Here is a 20,522-nt window from a genome sequence, read left to right as displayed (position 1 = left end):
GGGTCAGCCCTTCAACGTGTCGACTTCGGCCACATTGATCGTGCGGCGCGTACGGAACAGAGTCACCAAGATCGCAAGGCCGATGGCGGCCTCCGCGGCGGCAACGGTCAGGATGAAGAACACGAACAGCTGACCGGCGGTGTCGCCGAGCTCGCGCGAAAACGCAATAAAATTGACGTTGACCGACAGCAGCATCAACTCGATCGACATCAGCAACACGATGACGTTCTTGCGGTTGAGGAAGATGCCGGCCAGGGAGATGCAGAACAGCACCGCACCCAGTCCAAGCAGGTGGCCCAAGGTAATCAAGACTTCGCCTCCTGTCCGTCGATCGCATCCGGCTGCGGAGCGACCGGTACCGGCTTTTCAACCGCCATTTTGACCATGCGCAGGCGATCGCCAGCCTTGACCCGCGACTGCTCGGACGCATTCTGCATCTTGACGCCGGTGCGCTTGCGCAGGGTCAGCATCACTGCCGCCACCACCGCCACGGTGAGGATGACCGCAGCGAATTCGAACGGCAGCAGGAACTCGGTGTACAGGCTCTTGGCCAGCCAGGTCAGGTTGGAACTATCGGCGGCCTGCGCCGCAGCGTTGTCGGCCGGGAACGGCGCTGCGCTGCGCGCCTTGACGCCGATCAGGGTGACCATCTGCGCCAGCATCGCCACGGCCACGATGACACCGACCGGCATGTACTTGACCCAGCCCTCGCGCAGGCGGCTGGTGTCGATGTCGAGCATCATCACCACGAACAGGAACAGCACCATCACCGCGCCGACGTAGACCAGCACCAGGGTGACGCCGAGGAACTCGGCACCGACCAGCAGCCAGATGCAGGCCATCGAGAAGAAGGTGAGGATCAGGCACAACACCGCGTACACCGGGTTGCGCACGCTGATCACCGCGCCGGCGGAAACGACCGCGATGGCGGAGAAGGCGTAGAAAGCAATAGAGACCCAGTCCATCATGACCTCAACGGAAGGCGGCATCGGCAGCGCGACGCTCGGCGATCTCGGCTTCCAGCCGGTCTCCGATCGCCAGCAGCTGCGGCTTGTTGACAATGTTCTCGCCACGCTTCTCGAAGTGATATTCGAGGATGTGCGTCTCGACGATCGAGTCCACCGGGCAGCTTTCTTCACAGAAGCCGCAGAAGATGCACTTGAACAGGTCGATGTCGTAGCGCGTGGTGCGACGGGTGCCGTCCTCGCGCTTGGCCGAGTCGATGGTGATCGCCAGCGCCGGGCAGACCGCTTCGCACAGCTTGCAGGCGATGCAGCGCTCCTCGCCGTTGGGATAGCGACGCAGCGCGTGCAAGCCACGGAACCGCGGCGACTGCGGGAACTTCTCCATCGGGTACAGCACGGTGTACTTGGGCTTGAACGTGTATTTCAACGTCAGCCACAAACCGCCGAGCAGTTCGAGCAGCAGCAGGCTCTTGAAGTAGTGGGTGATCTTGTTCATCGGTTACACGCCCTTCTGGATCACGCCGTAAAACACCATCAATGCCGTCACTGCGATCCACACGATCGTGAGCGGAATGAAGACCTTCCAGCCCAGCCGCATGATCTGGTCGTAGCGGTAGCGCGGGAAGCTGGCGCGGAACCAGATGTAGGCGCTGGCGAAGAAGAACACCTTCATCAGCAGCCACGGCCAACCGCCCTTCCAGACCCAGTCGATCCACGGCGAGACGTCCGCAGCGACCCAGCCCTGGATCGGGCTCAGCCAGCCACCGAGGAAGAAGATCGAGATCAGGAAGCTGACCAGAATCATGTTGGCGTACTCGGCCAGGAAGAACAGCGCGAACGCACCGCCCGAATACTCCACCATGTGGCCGGCAACGATCTCCGATTCGCCTTCCACCACGTCGAACGGCGCGCGATTGGTTTCGGCAACGCCGGAGACCCAGTACACGATGAACAACGGGAACAGCGGCAGCAGGAACCAGTCGAGGAAGCCGGAATTGCCTGCCTGTGCGAACACGATCTGGCTCAGGTTGACGCTGCCGGAGGCGATCATCACGCCGACCAGGGCAAAGCCCATCGCGATTTCGTAGCTGACCACCTGTGCGGCCGAGCGCATCGCACCCAGGAACGCGTACTTGGAGTTGGAGGCCCAGCCCGCCAGGATGATGCCGTACACGCCCAGCGAGGTCATCGCCAGCAGGTACAGCAGGCCCACGTTGGCATTGGACAACACCAGCTGCGCATCGAAGGGCACCACCGACCATGCGGCAAAGGCCGGCGCCAGCGTCAGCAGCGGTGCGATGACGAACATCGCCTTGTGCGAGCTGGCTGGTTGCAGGATTTCCTTGAACAGCAGTTTGAAGACGTCGGCGAAGGCCTGGAAGATGCCCATGCCCACGTACATGGGCCCGTGGCGCACGTGCATCCAGCCGATCAGCTTGCGCTCCCACACCACGTAGAAGGCCACTGCCACGATCACCGGCACGGCGATCAGCAGGATCTTCAGCACGGTCCAGAGCACCACGCCGCCATCGCCCAGCCCGACGAACCACTGGTGGAGGGGATCGACCACGTTCAACAGCAATTCGTTCATGCAGCCACCACCGTTACGCGACCGGCACCGAGCGGCGCGGTTGCGCCATGGCCGGATTCGATCCACACCGTGCCCGGTGCGACGCGCTTGTCCAGCACCACCGGCAACGTCGCCTTACCGGCGTCGGTACCGACCTTGACCATCTGCCCTTCGCCGACCTGCAACTGCGCGGCCTGCTCCGGATGCATCGCCACGCACGGGGCAAGATTGAGCGGATGCGACTGCAGTGCGGCAGCGCGGCGCACGACGGCATCGGTGCGATAGATCGCCGCGGTTGCCGCCACTTCCAGACCCGTGCCGGAGACAACCGGCTGCGCCGAAGCGACCGGGCTCACCGAGCGGTTCTGCATGCCGGCACGCAGGCCGACCAGATCGATGAACTCGAAACCGGCCAGGCCCAACTCGCCGCCGAGCGCACGCAGCACTCGCCAACCTTCGCGCGCCTCGACCGGCAGGCGGCCTGCGGCACGTGCGGTCTGTACGCGACCGTCGAGGTTGGTCAGCGATGCATCGATTTCCGGCAATGCACCGATCGGCAGGATCACATCGGCCACCTCGCGCGTGGAGGCGCAGGCGAACTGGCTGAAGGCCACGACCTTGGCACCGGCCAGCGCGCTACGCGCAGCCGCGGCCTCGGCAAAATCCAGGCCCGGCTCGATGCCGTACAGCACATACGCCTGACGCGGCTGCGCCAGCATGCCGGCCACATCGCGCGCGGTCGGCAGCACGCCTTGCGACACCAGGCCCACCGCGTTGGCACCCTGCGGGATGCGGCACAGTGAGGCGCCGGTTGCAGTAGCGAAGTCACGTGCAGCTGCACGCAGCGCCGCCGCCTGCGGATGATTCTCGGCCAGTGCGCCGACCACGATCACCGCGCGTGTCGCACCCTTGACGGCATCACGCAGCGTGGCATCGTCGAGTGCAGCCGCCAGCTGGGAGGGCGCGACCACGGTGCGGCTTGCCTGGGTGAAGGCGAAATCGAAATCGACCGGATTGACAGAATGGATCTGCGTGCGGTTCTGGATATGCGCCTTGCGCAGGCGCGCATGCAGCAGCGGCAACTCATGACGCACGTTGCTGCCGAACAGCACCACCACCTCGGCCTGCTCGATCTCGGCCAGCGGCGTGGCAAACGGTTCAGCCACTGCCGCGTCGGAGAAATCGCGGTTCAGCAGGCGATGATCCAGATTGCCGCTGCCCAGCCCCTCGGCCAGGCGTGCCAGCAGCGCGCCTTCCTCGTTCGAGGTGGACGGATGCACCAGCACGCCAAGCTGGTCGCCGGCGTTGTCGCGCAGGATCTGCGTCGCGGCAGCCAGGCCTTCGGCCCAGCTCACCTCGGCCCACTGCCCGTTGATCTTCTTCAGCGGCTTGACAGCGCGGTCTTCCGAATACAACCCCTGATGCGAGTAACGGTCGCGATCGGACAGCCAGCATTCGTTGACCGCCTCGTTCTCGCGCGGCACGGTGCGCAGCACTTCGCCGCGACGCACGTGCAGGAACAGGTTCGAGCCCATCGCGTCGTGATAGCCGAGCGATTCGCGTGCGGTCAGCTCCCACGGACGGGCGCGGAACTGGAACACCTTGTTGGTCAGCGCGCCCACCGGGCAGACGTCGATGACGTTGCCGGAAATCTCGGTGGTCAGCGGCTTGCCGTCGTAGGTGCCGATCTGCAGGTTTTCGCCGCGATACATGCCGCCCAGCTCGTAGGTGCCGGCGATGTCCGCGGTGAAGCGCACGCAGCGCGTGCACTGGATGCAGCGGGTCATCTCGGTGGCGACCAACGGACCGATGTCCTCGTCGGGCACCACGCGCTTGCGCTCGTTGAAGCGGCTCACCGAGCGGCCGTAACCGAGCGAGACGTCCTGCAGTTCGCACTCGCCGCCCTGATCGCAGATCGGGCAATCCAGCGGGTGATTGATCAGCAGGAATTCCATCACGCTGCGCTGGTACTTCAGCGCCTTTTCGCTACGCGTGGTGACCTTCATGCCATCCATCACCGGCGTGGCGCAGGCCGGCGACGGCTTGGGCGACTTTTCGACATCCACCAGGCACATGCGGCAGTTGGCGGCGATCGGCAGCTTCTCGTGGTAGCAGAAGCGCGGGATGGGAATGCCGGCCTTGTCGGCGGCCTGGATGATCATCGAACCCTTCGGCACGACCAGGCTCTGGCCGTCGATCTCGACGGTCACATGATCCGGCGGCACGTTCGGGTTCACTGGTTGGGCGCTCATGCGGCCACTCCGACTTGCGTGTCGACGATCGAACGACCGTTGACGATGTAGTACTCGAACTCGTCCCAGAACTGGCGCAGGAAGCCCTGGATCGGCCATGCCGCCGCTTCACCGAACGCACAGATGGTGTGGCCTTCGATCTGGCCGGCGACGGTGCGCAGCTGGTGCAGGTCTTCCATCGTGGCCTTGCCGGCGACGATGCGCTCCAGCACGCGATGCATCCAGCCAGTGCCTTCGCGGCACGGGGTGCACTGGCCGCAGGATTCCTTGTGGAAGAACTGCGAGATGCGGCAGGCGAAACGCACGCAGCAGACGCTGTCGTCCAGCACCACGATGGCGCCCGAACCCAGGCCGGTGCCCAGTGCACGCAGGGTGTCGTAGTCCATCTGCAGGCCAGCGACCTGGTCGGCCTTCAGCACCGGCATCGACACGCCGCCGGGCACCACGCCCTTGAGCTTGCGACCCGGGCGCAGACCGCCGGCCATTTCCAGCAATTCGTCGAAGGTGGTGCCGAGCGGCACCTCGAAGTTGCCGCCCTTCTGCACGCAGCCGGACACCGAGAAGATCTTCGGGCCGCCGTTCTTGGTCTTGCTCAGGCCGAGGAACCACTCCGGGCCGTTGCGAATGATCGCCGGCACCGACGCGTAGGTTTCGGTGTTGTTGATCGTGGTCGGCTTGCCGTACAGGCCGAAGTTCGCCGGGAACGGCGGCTTGTAGCGCGGCTGGCCCTTCTTGCCTTCCAGCGATTCCATCAGCGCGGTTTCTTCGCCGCAGATGTAGGCACCGGCACCCAGCGCACCGTAGATATCGATATCCACGCCGCTGCCGAGAATGTTCTTGCCCAGCCAGCCGTTCGCATAGGCGTCAGCCAGCGCCAGCTCGAAGTTCTCGAACGGCTCATGGTGGAACTCGCCACGCAGGTAGTTGTAGCCCACCGTCGAACCGGTGGCGTAGCAGGCGATCGCCATGCCCTCCACTACCGAATGCGGGTTGTAACGCAGGATGTCGCGGTCCTTGCAGGTGCCCGGCTCGGATTCGTCCGAGTTGCACAGGATGTACTTCTGCATCGTGCCCTTGGGCATGAACGACCACTTCAAACCGGTCGGGAAGCCCGCGCCGCCGCGGCCGCGCAGGTTCGACGCCTTGACCATCTCGATGACGTCGGCCGGCGGGATCTTCTCTTCCAGGATCTTGCGCAGCGCCGCGTAGCCACCGGTCTTGAGATAGCTCTCGTACGACCACGGAGTGTCGTAGTGCAGGGTCGTGTAGACGACCTGATGCGGCAACGGCGCCGGACCGACCGGACCTGTAGGTGCGTGATGATGTGCCATGTCTTATTCCAGCCCGTCCAGCAGCGCGTCGACCTTCTCTTTCGTCAGGTGCTCGTGGTAGTGGCCGTTGATCACCATCATCGGCGCTGCGGAGCAGGCCGCCAGGCACTCTTCTTCGCGCTTGAGGTAGACGCGGCCGTCGGCCGTCGACTGACCCAGCTTGCAACCCAGCTTCCTTTCCGCGTGCGCCAGCAGATCTTCGGCGCCGTTGAGCCAGCAGCTGATGTTGGTGCAGAACGCCACGTTGTGGCGGCCGACCTTTTCGGTCTCGAACATCGAGTAGAAACTGGCCACCTCGTACGCCCACACCGGAGGCAATTCGAGATACTTGGCCACGCCCACGATCAACTCGTCGGTCAGCCAGCCCTGGTTCTGCTCCTGCGCGGCGTGCAGGCCCTGCAGCACCGCCGACCGCTTGCGGTCGGGCGGAAACTTGGTCAGCCAGTGATCGATGTGCGCGCGCGTCTTGTCGCTCAGCACCACTTGCGGATCGACGTCGCGCGCCGCTTCGAAATTACCCGTCGCCTTCATCGGTCAACCTCACCGAAAACCAAATCGTAAGTACCGATCATCGCCACGACGTCGGCCAGCAGATAGCCACGCACCACCGCGTCCATCGACGACAGGTGCGCAAAGCCCGGCGCGCGCAGGTGCACGCGGAACGGCTTGTTGGCGCCGTCGGACATCAGGTAGCAGCCGAACTCGCCCTTGGGCGCCTCGACCGCGCTATAGGTCTCGCCGGCCGGCACGCAGTAGCCTTCACTGAACAGCTTGAAGTGATGGATCAGCGCTTCCATGTCGTCCTTCATGCCTTCGCGACTGGGCGGAGCGACCTTGAAATTGGGCACCATGACCGGGCCTGGGTTGGCCTTGAGCCACTTCACGCACTGCTTGATGATGCGGTTGGACTCGCGCATCTCGGCCACGCGCACCAGGTAGCGGTCGTAGCAGTCGCCGTTGGTGCCGACCGGGATGTCGAACTCCACCGCGTCGTACTTGGCGTACGGCTGCTTCTTGCGCAGATCCCACTCGATGCCCGAGCCCCGCAGCATCGGACCGGTCATGCCCCAGGCACGCGCCAGGTCCGGGCTGATGATGCCCACGTCCACGGTGCGCTGCTTCCAGATGCGGTTGTCGGTCAGCAGCGTTTCGTATTCGTCCACGCGCGCCGGGAAGGTGTTGGTGAACTCTTCCAGGAAGTCCAGCATGCTGCCTTCGCGGCCGGCGTTGCGCTTCTTCAGCGCCCCACCCTTGTGCCAACGCGATTCCTTGTACTGCGGCATGCGATCGGGCAGATCGCGGTAGACGCCGCCCGGACGGTAGTAGGCCGCGTGCATGCGCGCGCCACTGACCGCCTCGTAGACGTCCATCAGTTCTTCGCGCTCGCGGAACGCGTACAGCATCACCGCCATCGCGCCCAGGTCGAGGGCGTTGGAACCCACCCACATCAGGTGGTTCTTGATGCGGGTGATCTCGTCGAACATGGTGCGGATGTACTGCGCACGCTCCGGCGCCTCGATGCCCATCAGCGACTCGATGGCGCGCACGTAGGCGTGCTCGTTGCACATCATCGACACGTAGTCCAGCCGGTCCATGTACGGGACCGACTGGTTGAACGGCTTGGACTCGGCCAGCTTCTCGGTGCCACGGTGCAGCAGGCCGATATGCGGATCGGCACGCACCACGGTCTCGCCGTCCATTTCCAGGATCAGGCGCAACACGCCGTGCGCCGCAGGGTGCTGCGGGCCGAAGTTCATCGTGTAATTGCGGATTTCCTGCTTGCTTTCGGCAGGATTGCTCGCGAAGGCATCGGTTGCCTGGCGGAACTCACTCACTTGGCAGTCTCCGACTTGCCCACTTCACCGGCGGCAGTCTCATAACGGGCGTCGTCGCGGATCACGCGCGGCACACCGACGCGCGGCTCGACCGATGTCACCGGCTCGTACACCACACGCTTGCGCTCTTCGTCGTAGCGCACTTCGACGTTGCCGATCAGCGGGAAATCCTTGCGGAACGGATGGCCGACGAATCCATAGTCGGTCAGGATGCGGCGCAGGTCCGGGTGACCGTCGAAGACGATGCCGAACAGGTCGAAGGCTTCGCGCTCGAACCAGTTCACGCCCGGCCAGATATCGGTCACCGACTTCACTACCGGCACCTGTTCGTCGGGTGCGAAGCACCGCACGCGCAGACGCTGGTTGTGCTGGTAGGAGATCAGTTGGGCGACCACCGCAAAGCGCTGCTTGGGCAGCTGCTGCGGCTGGGCGCCATTGGAACTTTCCTGGCTGGGGAATTCGCCCCAGGCGAAACGGCCGACGGCCTTGCCTTCGACGCCACGGCTGAAGCCCTGCGAGGACACATCGGCGGTGTCCCATTCGTCGCTGCCATAACCCAGGTAGTCGACGCCGCACAGGTCGCTGAGCTGCTCGAAACCGAGCTCATCGCGCAGGGCCAGGCAGGTCGCGTGCCAATCGGCGGCAGCGACTTCCAGCGTCACTTCGCCGCGCGGCAGAGCCACGGCAATCTGCGCACCGGCGAAACGTGCCGCAAGTCGGTCAGTGAAGGAGGATGCTTGCTCTGCCATGGGGGCTTGGCTGCTCTCGATAGGAGAAGACGGGTGTCAGCGTGCGATTGTCTGGGTTCGCCAGATCTTCTTCTGCAGCTGCAGGATGCCGTAGACCAGCGCCTCGGCGGTCGGCGGGCAGCCCGGGACATAGATGTCCACCGGCACGATGCGGTCGCAACCGCGCACCACCGAATACGAATAGTGATAGTAGCCGCCGCCGTTGGCGCAGCTGCCCATCGAGATGACCCACTTCGGGTCCGGCATCTGGTCGTAGACCTTGCGCAGCGCCGGGGCCATCTTGTTGACCAGGGTGCCGGCCACGATCATCACGTCGGACTGACGCGGCGACGGGCGGAACACCACCCCGTAGCGGTCCAGGTCCAGGCGCGCGGCGCCGGCATGCATCATCTCGACCGCGCAGCAGGCCAGGCCGAAGGTCATCGGCCACATCGAACCAGTGCGTGCCCAGTTCAGCAGCGCATCGACACTGGTGGTCACATAGCCCTTTTCCAGCAGCGGGTTTTCGCCTTCCGGGCGCAGGATGTCTTCCACCCGGCCTTCCGGCATCGGGTTGGTCATCAGACGATCCAGGGTCTGAATCACTCCCATTCCAGCGCTCCCTTCTTCCACACGTAGATAAAGCCGAGGAACAACATGCCGACGAACAGGCCCATGGTGACCAGCGAACGCGCGCCGATCTCCATGAACACCTGCGTCCACGGCACGATGAAGATGATTTCCAGGTCGAACACGATGAACTGGATCGCGATGAGGTAGTAGCGCACATCGAACTTCATGCGCGCGTCTTCGAATGCCTCGAAGCCACACTCGTACGGCGAGAGCTTGCGCGCGTCCGGGCTGCGCGGAGCGAGGAACCGGCCAATCAGCATCAACACGATGCCGATGCCAGTGGCGACAACCAGAAACAGCAGACTCGGCAAATATTCGGCCAGCACAGCGATTCTCTCTTGCCTCTGCCCGCACGCGCCGCGTGCCGGCATGGGGTATAGGCAGGCCCCGCGCGCGGCAAACCGCAATGCGCAGGAACTGCAGCCAAACAATGGTGCCCAAGAGGGGACTCGAACCCCTACGACCTAAGTCGCTACCACCTCAAGGTAGTGCGTCTACCAATTCCGCCACCTGGGCATACGTTGCGCCGCTGGGCATCCCAGTGCGCAGCGTATTGTAACCGGCTTCAGCGTTTTTGTGCTGGTTCTGAAGCGTTTTCTTCGCCTGCCGCAGGCGTCGGCTGCGTAGCCGCGGGCGGTGCAGGCGTTGCGGCCGGTGCCGCGACGGGCGCCGGCTGCGACGGAGCGGTCGGCACCGCACCGCTTGCGGGCGCCTGCGGTAGCGGCTGGGCCAGCTCACCGGCGGCGGCCGGTGCCGGGCTTGCCGCCTGCGACATCACGCCCAGGTTCTGGTCGGTGGGACGGGCGCCATGGGTGGCGCACCAGGCCATGAACAGGCTGATGCTGAAGAACACCACGGCCAGCCACTTGGTCGACTTGGACAGGAAGTTCGACGCACCCTGCGACCCGAACACCGTGCCCGATGCACCCGCGCCGAAGCCGGACCCGGCCGCAGCACCGGCGCCGCGCTGCATCAGGATCAGCGCGATCATCGCCAGCGCGACCAGTACGTAGACCACATTGAGGATCAACATCAGCATTTCGAAATCCGTCCCCGGACAAAACTTAATGGGTTAACGAGCGGCCGCCGCACGCGCGATGGCCAGGAAGTCTTCGGCAACCAAGGATGCGCCACCGACCAGCCCGCCGTCGACGTCGGGCTGCGCGAACAGCTCGGCCGCATTGTCGGGCTTGACACTGCCCCCGTACAGGATGGGCAGGGAATCGGCGATTCTAGCATCCGCTTTCGCGACTTCGCCACGCAGGAAGGCGTGCACAGCTTGGGCCTGTGCGGGACTTGCGGTGCGCCCGGTGCCGATCGCCCAGATCGGCTCGTACGCGAGCACGGCCCGTTCGAAGCCCTGGCTACCGACCAGGGCAATCACCGGCTCGAGCTGGGCACGTAGGATTGCCTCGGTCTGACCGGCTTCACGCTGTTCCAGCGATTCGCCCACGCACAGCACCGGGATCAACCCGGCATGGATGGCGGCGGCGAACTTGCGCGCCACCAGCTCGCTGCTCTCCTGATGGTACTGGCGGCGCTCGGAATGGCCGACCAGGCCGTACTCGGCGCCGACATCCACCAGCATCGTGGCCGAGACCTCGCCAGTGTAGGCGCCCTTCTCGTTACTGCTGACGTCCTGGGCTCCGAAGGACAGGTGGTTGGCCTCGAAATCCTCGATCAGGTCGCCGAGGTAAGGCAGTGGCGGCAGGATGACGACATCGACACCCTCCAGGGGCATGTGCGCGGCCACCTTGGCCACCAGGTCGGTGGCGAAGGTGCGGCTGCCATGCAGCTTCCAGTTTCCAGCAACGAGTTTGCGACGCATCAGGCGCAGGTTCCTGAGTTGAAGACGGGCGACAGAATAGCCCATGGCCTGTCGGCAACCGGCACACTTGTGTCCAACAACTGTCCTATGCCTCCCTCAACAGGAACCCACCATGTCCGATTCGCCTGTCTTCGCCCTGATCACCGGCGCCTCCAGCGGCATCGGCCGCGAGATCGCACGGGCGTATGCCAGGCGGGGCGTGCCGTTGATCCTGACCGCGCGGCGGGTGGACCGGCTGCAGGCGCTGGCCGCCGAACTGGGTACGCGGGTGCGGGTGGAAATCCTGCCCGCCGACCTGGCCGACCCGGCCGCGGCGCAGACGCTGGTGGCGCAGATCCAGCGCAAGGGCTGGACCGTGGGCACCCTGGTCAACAATGCCGGCTACGGCGTGCCGGGCCGCTATCTGCACAACGACTGGGCCACCCATGCGCGCTTCCTGCAGGTGATGATCGGCGCGGTATGCGAACTCACCTGGCGGTTGCTGCCGATGATTCGCGCCAGCGGCCAGGGGCGCATTCTCAACGTGGCCTCGTTCGCTGCGCTCACGCCCAGTGCCGACGGGCAGACCCTGTATGCGGCCAGCAAGAGCTTCCTGCTGCGCTTCAGCGAATCGCTGGCACTGGAAAACGCCGACTGCGCGGTGAAGGTCTGCGCGCTGTGCCCGGGCTTTGCATGGTCGGAATTCCACGAAGTCACCGGCACCCGTGCAGCGATGTCCACCCTGCCCCGCTGGGCCTGGCTGCAGGCCGATGCGGTGGCCGAGTACGGCATTGCCGCGCTGGAGCGCGGGCAGGTGCTGGCGGTGCCTGGCTGGCGCTATCGCCTGGTCAATGCTGGCCTGCGCGTGTTGCCGCATGCGCTGGCCTTGCGCCTGATGGCGCGCGGCTCGCATCGGGTACGTCCGCTGGACTGAGCCGGCGATGGCCGGTGGTTCATCGTGCTGCAGCGCAGGCGCAGGAACCGTGCAAGCATCCGGCGGCAGCGCAACGCACAGCTCAGTGATTGACGATCTCCCCGTGCATGGCGGCCAGCCGCGCCAGCAGGCGGTTCTGGGTGCGACGCGGGATCTTGCGTTGATCCATCGCCCAATTGAGGTCTTCCACCAGGGCATTGAAGTCGCCCTCGCGGATGGCCAGATGCTGGTGCGCCTGCTGCATCGACTTTGCGGTGTCCGGGCACGGGCCATCGGCAACGTGACAGAACTTCTGCACCAGTCGGGCATTGAGCATGACGATGTTGACGCGCGCGAACTTGTCGACGATGCGCTCATCGTCGGCGACACGCGACAACATGGTCTCCACCAGGGCCTCGATACCGGCCTGCCCGCCGAGCTCGTCGTACAAGGTCGGCCGCGTGCGCGTGGTGGCGCAGGCACCGAGCAGGCACAGCATGCAGATCAGCCAACCCCGCAGCCATCGATTCATCAGAACGCCACCTGCAGTGAGAGATACGGGCCGCGCTGATCGGTCAACGTGGCAATGTCGCCCAGATCGGCCCAGGCGGCGGTGAGCGAGACATGCTTGTTGGGAAACCAGGCCACGAACCCGTCCATCCAGGCCTGCTCGCGCGCAAAGCCCAGGTTGTCCGGCTTGTCGCGATATTCCACCCCCACCGCCCACGACGGCGAGAGCACGATGGCCGCACTGGCTTCGGCCACCACCCGATAGCTGTCGCGGCGATCGCCGCCGAAGCCGAGCAGACCGGCCTGGTTGGCGCGCGTCGCACGCAGGGTGCCATTGAGCAGCAACTGGTAGCCGCCGGCGCCTTGCAGCAGCAAGCGGCTGGCACTGACGTAGACGTCGGTACCGTGATCGTCGCGGGCACCGATCGCCAGCGGCAGCGTGCCATCGCGCAGGCGCTTGTACTGCACGCCCACGCTGACCTGCGGGCCACGGCCGTAGACCAGATCGCCGTACACGCGCAGCTTGGCGCCGAACACATCCTGGCCCAGCGCATTCCACGGCAACGCCAGGCGGTCCTGCAAGGTGCCCAGGTCCAGGCGCTGACGCGCGAGCGACAGCTCCAGCCGGTTGCCGACGGTCAGCGCGGCGCCCTGCACATCGAGCCGGTAGTCGCCGCTGTCGACATGGGTGGCGAACAGCACGCCGCCGAGCTCATCGCGGGTGCCGTAGCCGGACAAGGTCGCCCACGGCACGATGCCGCCACCGCTGCTGCCTTCGATCATCGACACGCCGCCGGTGGCCAGCAGGCGGCCGTCTCCGGCCATGGCCGGTACCGGGATCAGCGCGATACCCACCGCCGCAACGATGACCGAGCCACGGATGCTGAATTTCATCGATGCGCTCCCGATTGCGCTGGCGAAGACGTGCCGAGCTGACGCATGCACCAGGCCACCAGCGGCGCCTGCTCCAGCGGCGGCGCGTACAGATAGCCCTGCACCATGTCGCAGCCATAGCCGCGCAGCAGTTCCAGTGCCACGACGTTCTCGACGCCTTCGGCGATCACGCTCAGACCGAGGTTGTGCCCAAGATCGATGGTGCTGCGCACGATGAAGGCGTCGTCGGTGCCTTCGGCCAGTTGCATGACGAAGCTCTTGTCGATCTTCAATTCGTCGACCGGCATGCGCTTGAGTTGCGCCAGCGAGGAATAGCCGGTGCCGAAGTCGTCGATGGACAGGCGCACGCCGACGCTGCGCAACTGATGCAGCATGTGCAGCGCAGATTCGACATCGCGCATCAAGGCGCTTTCGGTCAGTTCCAGGGTCACCGTCTGCGCCGGCACGGCGTGTTGCTCCAGGCGCGCGCGCACGTAGTCGGGCAAGCCGGGATCGGAGAGATCCAGCGCGGACAGGTTGATCGCCATGCCCAGTTGCAGGCCTTGCGTACGCCACTGCGCCTGGCAGCGCAGCGCCTCGTCCAGCACGAAGCGGGTCAGCGGATGGATCACGCCGGAATGCTCGGCCAGCGGGATGAATTCATCCGGACCGATCGGGCCCAGCGTGGGGTGATGCCAGCGCACCAGTACCTCGACCTGCTCCACCTGATCGCTGCGCAGGCAGATCTTGGGCTGGAAGCGCAAGGTCAACTCATTGCCGCCGATGGCCTGGCGCAGATCGCCGGTGAGTCGCAGCCGCCGCAGATGCTGTTCGTCCTGCCCCATGCGGTAGACGCTGGCGCCGACGGTGGTGGCGTCGCCCAGCTGACGCCGCGCGATGTCGGCGCGGCGCAACAAGGTGTCCGGGTCGGCGCCATGTTCGGGAATCAAGGCGATGCCGATGCTGGCTTCGAGCTGGATGCGCGCCTGCGGCAATACCAGCGGACGACGCAGCTGCAGCAGCAGACGCTGCGCATCCTGCTGCACGGTCGAGGCGTCGGCCTGCGCCACCACCACCATGAATTCGTCGCTGCCCAGCCGCCCCACCAGATTGGGCGCCTGCACCACATCGGCCAGGCGCTGCCCGACTTCGACCAGCACCTGGTCGGCGAAATCGTGGCCGAGGCTGTCGTTGAGTTCCTTGAACCGCTCCAGATCCAGGATCAGTACCGCCGCCGTACCGCCCGATGCCACCGTCTGTTCCACCACGTCCTCGAGACACTCCAGCAGCCAGAGGCGGTTGGGCAGACCGGTCAATGCGTCGTGCCGGGCCTGATGCAGGATGTGCTGCTCGCGGCTGGCGATCTGCTGCTGCATGCGCGCGAAGCTGTCGGCCAGTTCGGCCAGCTCACGGCCCGGCGGGACCTCGACCGCGGTCTGGTAATCGCCCTGCTGGATGCGCCGCGCTGCCTGCACCAGGTGCGCCACCGGCTTGCTGACGCTGCGCGCGAGAAAAAGCGCCACCCCCAGCGCTGCGGCCGTCGCCAGGCCGGCGAGCAACAGGATGCGCAGCTTGAGAATGCGGTAAGGCGCCACGGCGCGGTCCAGCGACGCCTGCAAGGCCACCCGCACGTCACTATCGCCCTGGATCGATTGCAGCTTGACCAGGTAGCGCGACTGGCCCAGCGTCAGCGGAATCGCCGCCCCCGGCGTGCGCTCGGCCGCCGGCAGCTGCTGCGCGAAAGCGCTGCGCGCAGCCGGCTCCAGGGTGGATGCGAGCACGCGGATGGGCGACCCACCGGTAAAGAAGGTGGCATCCAATCCGGTTGTGCTGCGGAAATCCTGCGCCAGTCCTTCGCCGGACTCGTTGCCGATCGCGATCCAGCCCACGCGGCTTGGTGCGAGCACCTGCACCACCGCCAGCCGCACGATGTGCTGATCCAGCGCGACCACGCCGACCGCGCGCCCGTCGCGCTGCGCTTGCTGCAACAGCGCCTGCACGGCACGCAGTTGTTCGGCCTGCGGCAGGTCGGCCAGCCCGGTCAGGAATTGCCCGTCCGGCGAGAGCAGCAGGGCGGTCTGCGCGGACATGCGCGCGGCATGATTGCGCAGCGCCGATTGCATGGTCGGGACATCGCCGCTGGCCACCGCGGCGCGAAATCCGAAGTCGTCGGCCAGCACCGATGCCGACTGCAGCAGCTGTTCGTCGCGGCGCAGGTTGATGCGCTGCCAGACGCGCTCGCCGATCTGCAGTTCTTCGCCCAGTTGCGCCTTGACGCTGCGTTCGGTGGCCAATTGCACCGCAATGAAGGTCAGCGCCTGCGTGGCCAGCACCACCAGCACCAGCAAGGCCGCAATGCGCGTATGCAGCCGCATCGCTTTCATGGGTGCGGCTTCTTGGGCTCGGCGGCGCGGCGGAACTTGTCCTGCAGCGCGCGCACCCGATCGTCCGCGGGCGCCACCGCCGGGGCAGCGCCCGTGGTCTGCAAGGTGACGCGGCGCTGCACCGCGTCGCGGGCAATCTGCAGCGGCTCGACAGCCGCCGCCCCCTTGATGCGCGGATGCCAGACGCGCAGCGTGTACGCACCTGCCGGCGCATCGAGCTGCACGCGGCCATCGCTGCCGGTCTTGCCGAAGTACGGGGTATCCAGCACCACGATGTAGCCCAGCATCCAGTCGTGGATGTTGCAGCCCACCGTCACCAGACCCGCCTGGTCGAAGCGTACCGGCGCCGCGGTGGTGCCCTGGAACAGCGGCAATTCGAACCGCTTGGCGGGAGAGAACGAATACACCTGATGGCGGATCTGGTCGTTGTTCGGAAATCGCACCGAGGTCCCGGTGCGCACCGCCAGCACTGCAGGTACGAACTGCGAATTGACCTGATCCATCTCAACGGTCTTGCCGACAGCGGCGGCAGCAGGCCGCGGCGATTCCAGGCTGACCACCGCATCGACCAGTACACCGCTGGCATCGGTGACGGTCACGCTGACCGGCGTTGCCGCAACAGGCGCCATCGCGCCACCGAGTGCGAGCACCGATACCGCACCCGCTTGTTTGATCCACCGCATCCGCATGCGCCCCCACCTCGTGCAATCGGCAGCGGGCGCCAGGCGAGTCCGACGTCGCGCTAGCGATCAGACTGATTTATCGGCGCAGGTGAACGCAAGCTTTAACCAGACACGAGCGGAATTTTATGAATAGAAGTGTGGCATGTGTCATGGCTATGTTGCGGGCGCGGCAATGCGTGCAGCGCCCTCTACCGCTTCTGCAATGGCACTGAAACACGCCACAGCGCCACTGCCGAGACGATTACTTCAGCTTGATCTCGCGCAGGCGCTCTTCCAGAAACCCATGCGCGGTGATCGGCTCGGGATAGCGGCTGGGATTGTCGGCGCTGATGCACGAGGGCAGCACGTCGATCAGGAAGTCAGGATTGGGATGCAGGAAGAACGGCACCGAGTAGCGCGGCTTGCGCGCGGCTTCGCCCGGGGGGTTGACCACGCGGTGGATGGTGGACGGATACACGTGGTTGGTGAGCCGCTGCAGCATGTCGCCGATGTTGACCACGATGGTGTCGGCGTCGGCGGTGAACGGCACCCACTCGCCGTCGTTGGAGCGCACTTCCAGCCCGGCGGCACTGGCACCGACCAGCAGTGTGATGAAGTTGATGTCGCCATGCGCGCCGGCGCGCACGTTGGGGATATCGTCGCTGGTGATCGGCGGGTAATGGATCGGGCGCAGGATCGAATTGCCGTTGTTGGTCTTGTCGACGAAATAGTCCTGCGGCAGACCGATATGCAGCGCCAGCGCCGAGAGCACGCGCGAACCGAGTCGATCCAGCTGCTGATACAGCTGGTAGCCACGCTCGCGGAAGCCGGGCACTTCGTCCGGCCACAGGTTCGGCGGCATCACCTCGCGGTACGGCGAATCGTCGGGAATCTCGCGGCCGATATGCCAGAACTCCTTGAGATCGAAATGCTTGGAGTCCTTGGCGGTTTCCACGCCAAAGGCGGTATAGCCACGCGCGCCACCGCTACCGGGCAGGTGATAGCGGCGCTTCACCTCTTCGGGCAAGGCAAAGAACGCCTTGAACACCTCGTAGGCGGCATCGATGTCGGCCTGGGCGATGCCGTGATTGCGGATGCCGGCAAAGCCCCACTGCCGATAGGCCGCACCGAGCTCGGCGACGAAGGCGTCGCGGTCGCTGTCGAAACGGGTGATGTCCAGGGTCGGGATGCGGGCGCTCATACGGGTATCTGCGGTCGAAGTCGGGAAAGGAGATGCCTGCCGCTCACGACAGCAGGCGATACAACAGGTAGAACGTCGCGGCCTTGGCGAACACCACGCACACGCCAATGATCAGCGACTCACGCCGCGTCACGCACGGCTCCGGAGAGACGGTCGAGCGTGTCCTGCATCAGGCCGGCATCGTCGGCTTCCACGGTCACGCGCACCACCGGCTCGGTGCCGGAGGGCCGCAGGAAGGCGCGTCCACGCCCCTGCACTGCCGCCTGCGCCTGCTGCAACGCCTGCTGCACACCGGGCGCCTCCACGATCGCCTTGGCGGCGCCGCCATCCAGACGCACGTTCACGGTCTTCTGCGGCACCTTGGTCAGACCACTCAGCGCTTCGCGCAGGCTATGCCCATCGCGGCCCAGCGCTTCGAGCACCTGCAGCGCGCTGACGATGCCATCGCCGGTACTGGCGCGGTCCAGGCACAGCAGGTGGCCGGAGGTTTCTCCGCCCAGCGTGCCGCCGCCTTCGACCAGGGCCTGGTGCACGTAACGGTCGCCGACCTTGGCGCGCTGGAACGGAATCTGCAGCGCGGCCAGCGCCGGTTCCAGCCCGTAGTTGGTCATCAAGGTGCCGACCACCGTGCCGGTCAGCCGGCCGCTGGCCTGCCATGAACGGGCCAGCACGTACAGCAGGTCGTCGCCATCGACCGGGTTGCCCTGGTCGTCGGCCATCAGCACGCGATCGCCGTCGCCATCGAAGGCGATACCCAGATGCGCCCCGCTCTCGCGCACCTTGGCGGCGAGATTGTCGATATGCGTGGAGCCGACGCCGTCGTTGATGTTGAGCCCATCCGGTGCGGCGCCGATCACCACCACCTCGGCGCCCAGCTCGCGAAACAGCATCGGCGCAATGTGATAGGTGGCGCCATGCGCACAGTCCAGCACCATCTTCAGCCCGTGCAGGGTGAAGCCGCGCGCCACGCTGGCCTTGCAGAACTCGATGTAGCGGCCGATCGCGTCGCGGGTGCGGATCGCCTTGCCCAGGCGCTCGGAGTCCACGGTCTGGAACGGCTCGTCCAGGGCCGCCTCGATCGCCGCTTCGGTGGCGTCGTCGAGTTTCTCGCCTTCGGCGGAAAAGAACTTGATGCCGTTGTCGTAGTGCGGGTTGTGCGAGGCACTGATCACCACCCCGGCATCGGCGCGCAGGGTGCTGGTCAAAAACGCGATCGCCGGTGTCGGCATCGGCCCGATCATCTGCACGTCGGCACCGGCGGCGACCAGGCCGGCCTCCAGCGCCGCTTCGAACATGTAGCCGGAAATGCGCGTGTCCTTGCCGATCAATACCAGTGGGCGCTTGCTGCGGCCCTGGGTGAGCACGCGGCCCAGCGCATTGCCAAGGCGCAGCACGAAATCGGCCGAGATCACGCCCTGCCCGACCCGACCGCGGATGCCGTCGGTACCGAAATACTTGCGGGCACTCATGGAGCCGGGACCGGAGAAGCCGGGACCCGGGACCGGGGACCGGGGACCCGGGAAAAGCGCTGCCTGGTGCCTGTGGACGTCCGAAGGTTGTTCCTCCCGGGTCCCGCCGGCATCGTCACCAACCTCACGCCGCAACCTCCTGCGGGCGCGCCTGGCGCATCATCATCGCGCTCAGCTCGGCGATGCGGTCGCGCATCTGGCGACGGTCGCAGATCTGGTCGATGGCGCCGTGGTCGAGCAGGAACTCCGAGCGCTGGAAGCCTTCCGGCAGGGTCTCGCGCACGGTCTGCTCGATCACGCGCGGGCCGGCGAAGCCGATCAACGCATGCGGCTCGGCGATATTGATATCGCCCAGCATCGCGAACGATGCCGACACGCCACCGGTGGTGGGATGGGTCAGCACCGAAATGTACGGCAGGCCGGCTTCGCGCAGGCGCCCAAGCGCCGCCGAGGTCTTGGCCATCTGCATCAGCGAGAACAGGCCTTCCTGCATGCGCGCACCGCCACTGGCGGAAAAGCACACGAACGGGCAGCCCACTTCCAGCGCCACTTCGGCCGCGCGCGCGAAGCGCTCGCCGACCACCGAACCCATCGAGCCACCCATGAAGGCGAAGTCGAAGGCAGCGGCGACCAGCGGATTGCCCTTGAGCGTGCCGCGCATGGCGATCAGCGCGTCGTACTCGCCACTGGCCTTCTGGCTGGCCTTGATGCGCTCGCCGTAACGCTTCTGGTCCTTGAACTTGAGCACGTCGACCGGGCCCAGTTGGGCGGCGATTTCGGTGGTGGCCGTTTCCGGATCGAACAGCGAGTTCAGGCGCGCGCGGGCGCGAATGGCCATGTGGTGGTCACACTTCGGACACACCTCCAGGTTCTCCTCAAGCTCCGGACCGTACAGCGCGCTGCCGCAGTTGCTGCACTTTTCCCACAGACCCTCGGGAACGCTGCGCTTCTTGGCCGGGGTGTTCTCGGTGCGGATGCCGGAGGGCATCAATTTGCTGAGCCAGCTCATGCGTGTATGACAATCCATGCAGGGCGGCCTTGCGGGCCGCAGAGGGGCGACAGTCTAACGCAGCGCCCCGGGCTGGTGCAGCGCGCGCCCGACACGGCGGGTTGCCATTGTGGCGGAGTGTTGTGGTAAAGCGCTGTGGTGCAGGCTGTCGGGCGATGTGCAGCAGGTTGGCTTGCTGTGGGATGCCGTTTGTTCAGTGGCCGTCAACACCTTCGCTCAGCACGGCGCTGCTTCGCCCGTACCCTCACCCCAACCCCTCTCCCGCAGGAGAGGGGCTTTGATTCCTTCCCCGGTCGGGAGATTGTTGCCCTTCTTGTGCGAGAAAGTGCCCCGAAGGAGCCGATGAGGGTGCGGACGAAGCCCCATGCATCTGCGCGAGA

21 protein-coding genes and 1 tRNA gene are annotated in these 20,522 nt (G+C 65.7%); 1 reads left to right on the top strand and 21 read right to left on the bottom strand.

From position 1 onward, the window contains the following. Positions 1-3 precede the first annotated feature (3 nt). The 14 genes from nuoK to tpiA form a co-directional block, all read right to left on the bottom strand. Complete coding sequence (gene nuoK / locus ACCQ05_RS08310; RefSeq protein WP_005914274.1) at positions 4-309, bottom strand: NADH-quinone oxidoreductase subunit NuoK; 306 nt, start codon at positions 307-309, stop codon at positions 4-6. After that, entirely contained in the window at positions 306-968 is a 663-nt protein-coding gene (locus tag ACCQ05_RS08305) for an NADH-quinone oxidoreductase subunit J (protein ID WP_208622759.1), read from the bottom strand. Before ACCQ05_RS08305 ends, nuoK begins: the two co-directional genes overlap by 4 nt. Before the next feature lie 4 nt (positions 969-972). Next, positions 973-1,461, bottom strand: coding sequence for an NADH-quinone oxidoreductase subunit NuoI (nuoI, locus tag ACCQ05_RS08300; protein ID WP_014508211.1), 489 nt, complete (start codon positions 1,459-1,461; stop codon positions 973-975). Positions 1,462-1,464: 3 nt separating this feature from the next. Further along, complete coding sequence (nuoH, locus tag ACCQ05_RS08295) at positions 1,465-2,556, bottom strand: NADH-quinone oxidoreductase subunit NuoH (RefSeq protein ID WP_372393486.1); 1,092 nt, start codon at positions 2,554-2,556, stop codon at positions 1,465-1,467. Next, a complete protein-coding gene (nuoG, locus tag ACCQ05_RS08290; protein ID WP_372393485.1) occupies positions 2,553-4,787 on the bottom strand; it encodes an NADH-quinone oxidoreductase subunit NuoG in 2,235 nt (744 codons plus the stop codon). The genes nuoH and nuoG overlap by 4 nt, the downstream gene beginning before the upstream one ends. Beyond that, on the bottom strand, positions 4,784-6,118 hold the full coding sequence (nuoF, locus tag ACCQ05_RS08285) for an NADH-quinone oxidoreductase subunit NuoF (RefSeq protein ID WP_039407431.1): 1,335 nt from the start codon (positions 6,116-6,118) through the stop codon (positions 4,784-4,786). Before nuoF ends, nuoG begins: the two co-directional genes overlap by 4 nt. Before the next feature lie 3 nt (positions 6,119-6,121). Beyond that, positions 6,122-6,649 (bottom strand): NADH-quinone oxidoreductase subunit NuoE, encoded by a 528-nt coding sequence (nuoE, locus tag ACCQ05_RS08280; RefSeq protein ID WP_372393484.1) that lies wholly within the window; start codon positions 6,647-6,649, stop codon positions 6,122-6,124. After that, positions 6,646-7,953: an NADH-quinone oxidoreductase subunit D gene (locus ACCQ05_RS08275; RefSeq protein WP_228963475.1), complete on the bottom strand. Its 1,308-nt coding sequence runs from the start codon at positions 7,951-7,953 to the stop codon at positions 6,646-6,648. The genes nuoE and ACCQ05_RS08275 overlap by 4 nt, the downstream gene beginning before the upstream one ends. Further along, on the bottom strand, positions 7,950-8,702 hold the full coding sequence (locus tag ACCQ05_RS08270; protein ID WP_104542576.1) for an NADH-quinone oxidoreductase subunit C: 753 nt from the start codon (positions 8,700-8,702) through the stop codon (positions 7,950-7,952). The genes ACCQ05_RS08275 and ACCQ05_RS08270 overlap by 4 nt, the downstream gene beginning before the upstream one ends. 36 nt (positions 8,703-8,738) lie before the next feature. Then, positions 8,739-9,293: a NuoB/complex I 20 kDa subunit family protein gene (locus tag ACCQ05_RS08265; RefSeq protein ID WP_016944318.1), complete on the bottom strand. Its 555-nt coding sequence runs from the start codon at positions 9,291-9,293 to the stop codon at positions 8,739-8,741. Continuing rightward, a complete protein-coding gene (locus tag ACCQ05_RS08260) occupies positions 9,284-9,640 on the bottom strand; it encodes an NADH-quinone oxidoreductase subunit A (protein WP_011037659.1) in 357 nt (118 codons plus the stop codon). Before ACCQ05_RS08260 ends, ACCQ05_RS08265 begins: the two co-directional genes overlap by 10 nt. A gap of 105 nt (positions 9,641-9,745) precedes the next feature. After that, positions 9,746-9,830: transfer RNA gene (locus ACCQ05_RS08255), tRNA-Leu, on the bottom strand. A 49-nt stretch (positions 9,831-9,879) separates the two neighbouring features. Then, positions 9,880-10,353, bottom strand: a complete 474-nt coding sequence (gene secG, locus ACCQ05_RS08250; protein ID WP_372393483.1) for a preprotein translocase subunit SecG — start codon at positions 10,351-10,353, stop codon at positions 9,880-9,882. Between the two features lie 33 nt (positions 10,354-10,386). Then, entirely contained in the window at positions 10,387-11,142 is a 756-nt protein-coding gene (gene tpiA / locus ACCQ05_RS08245) for a triose-phosphate isomerase (RefSeq protein WP_104542580.1), read from the bottom strand. A 112-nt stretch (positions 11,143-11,254) separates the two neighbouring features. On the opposite strand from tpiA, the gene ACCQ05_RS08240 reads away from it, so the two are divergent. Next, positions 11,255-12,055 (top strand): SDR family NAD(P)-dependent oxidoreductase, encoded by an 801-nt coding sequence (locus ACCQ05_RS08240; protein ID WP_372393482.1) that lies wholly within the window; start codon positions 11,255-11,257, stop codon positions 12,053-12,055. Positions 12,056-12,137: 82 nt separating this feature from the next. Here the strand turns inward: ACCQ05_RS08240 and ACCQ05_RS08235 are convergent, their stop codons facing one another. From ACCQ05_RS08235 to accD, 7 genes are all read right to left on the bottom strand, one after another. Next, the gene (locus ACCQ05_RS08235) at positions 12,138-12,566 is read right to left on the bottom strand and encodes a group I truncated hemoglobin (protein ID WP_104542584.1); all 429 of its coding nucleotides are present in this window, start codon (positions 12,564-12,566) and stop codon (positions 12,138-12,140) included. Beyond that, positions 12,566-13,438: a DUF3034 family protein gene (locus ACCQ05_RS08230; protein ID WP_372393481.1), complete on the bottom strand. Its 873-nt coding sequence runs from the start codon at positions 13,436-13,438 to the stop codon at positions 12,566-12,568. The genes ACCQ05_RS08235 and ACCQ05_RS08230 overlap by 1 nt, the downstream gene beginning before the upstream one ends. Beyond that, on the bottom strand, positions 13,435-15,801 hold the full coding sequence (locus ACCQ05_RS08225) for a putative bifunctional diguanylate cyclase/phosphodiesterase (RefSeq protein ID WP_104542588.1): 2,367 nt from the start codon (positions 15,799-15,801) through the stop codon (positions 13,435-13,437). The genes ACCQ05_RS08230 and ACCQ05_RS08225 overlap by 4 nt, the downstream gene beginning before the upstream one ends. After that, a complete protein-coding gene (locus tag ACCQ05_RS08220) occupies positions 15,798-16,484 on the bottom strand; it encodes a methylamine utilization protein (protein ID WP_228963487.1) in 687 nt (228 codons plus the stop codon). Before ACCQ05_RS08220 ends, ACCQ05_RS08225 begins: the two co-directional genes overlap by 4 nt. A gap of 241 nt (positions 16,485-16,725) precedes the next feature. After that, the gene (locus ACCQ05_RS08215) at positions 16,726-17,664 is read right to left on the bottom strand and encodes an isopenicillin N synthase family dioxygenase (protein WP_372393480.1); all 939 of its coding nucleotides are present in this window, start codon (positions 17,662-17,664) and stop codon (positions 16,726-16,728) included. Positions 17,665-17,783: 119 nt separating this feature from the next. Beyond that, positions 17,784-19,133 carry a phosphoglucosamine mutase gene (gene glmM / locus ACCQ05_RS08210; RefSeq protein ID WP_228963489.1) on the bottom strand — a complete coding sequence of 450 codons (1,350 nt, stop codon included), beginning with the start codon at positions 19,131-19,133 and terminating at the stop codon, positions 17,784-17,786. A 124-nt stretch (positions 19,134-19,257) separates the two neighbouring features. Further along, on the bottom strand, positions 19,258-20,142 hold the full coding sequence (gene accD, locus ACCQ05_RS08205; RefSeq protein ID WP_228963490.1) for an acetyl-CoA carboxylase, carboxyltransferase subunit beta: 885 nt from the start codon (positions 20,140-20,142) through the stop codon (positions 19,258-19,260). Positions 20,143-20,522 lie beyond the last annotated feature (380 nt).

This window comes from Xanthomonas sp. NCPPB 3582, from assembly GCF_041475735.2.
GTDB classification, from domain to species: domain Bacteria; phylum Pseudomonadota; class Gammaproteobacteria; order Xanthomonadales; family Xanthomonadaceae; genus Xanthomonas; species Xanthomonas codiaei.
Note: the sequence above shows the minus strand (reverse complement) of the source record. Positions and strands in the feature narration are given on the sequence as shown.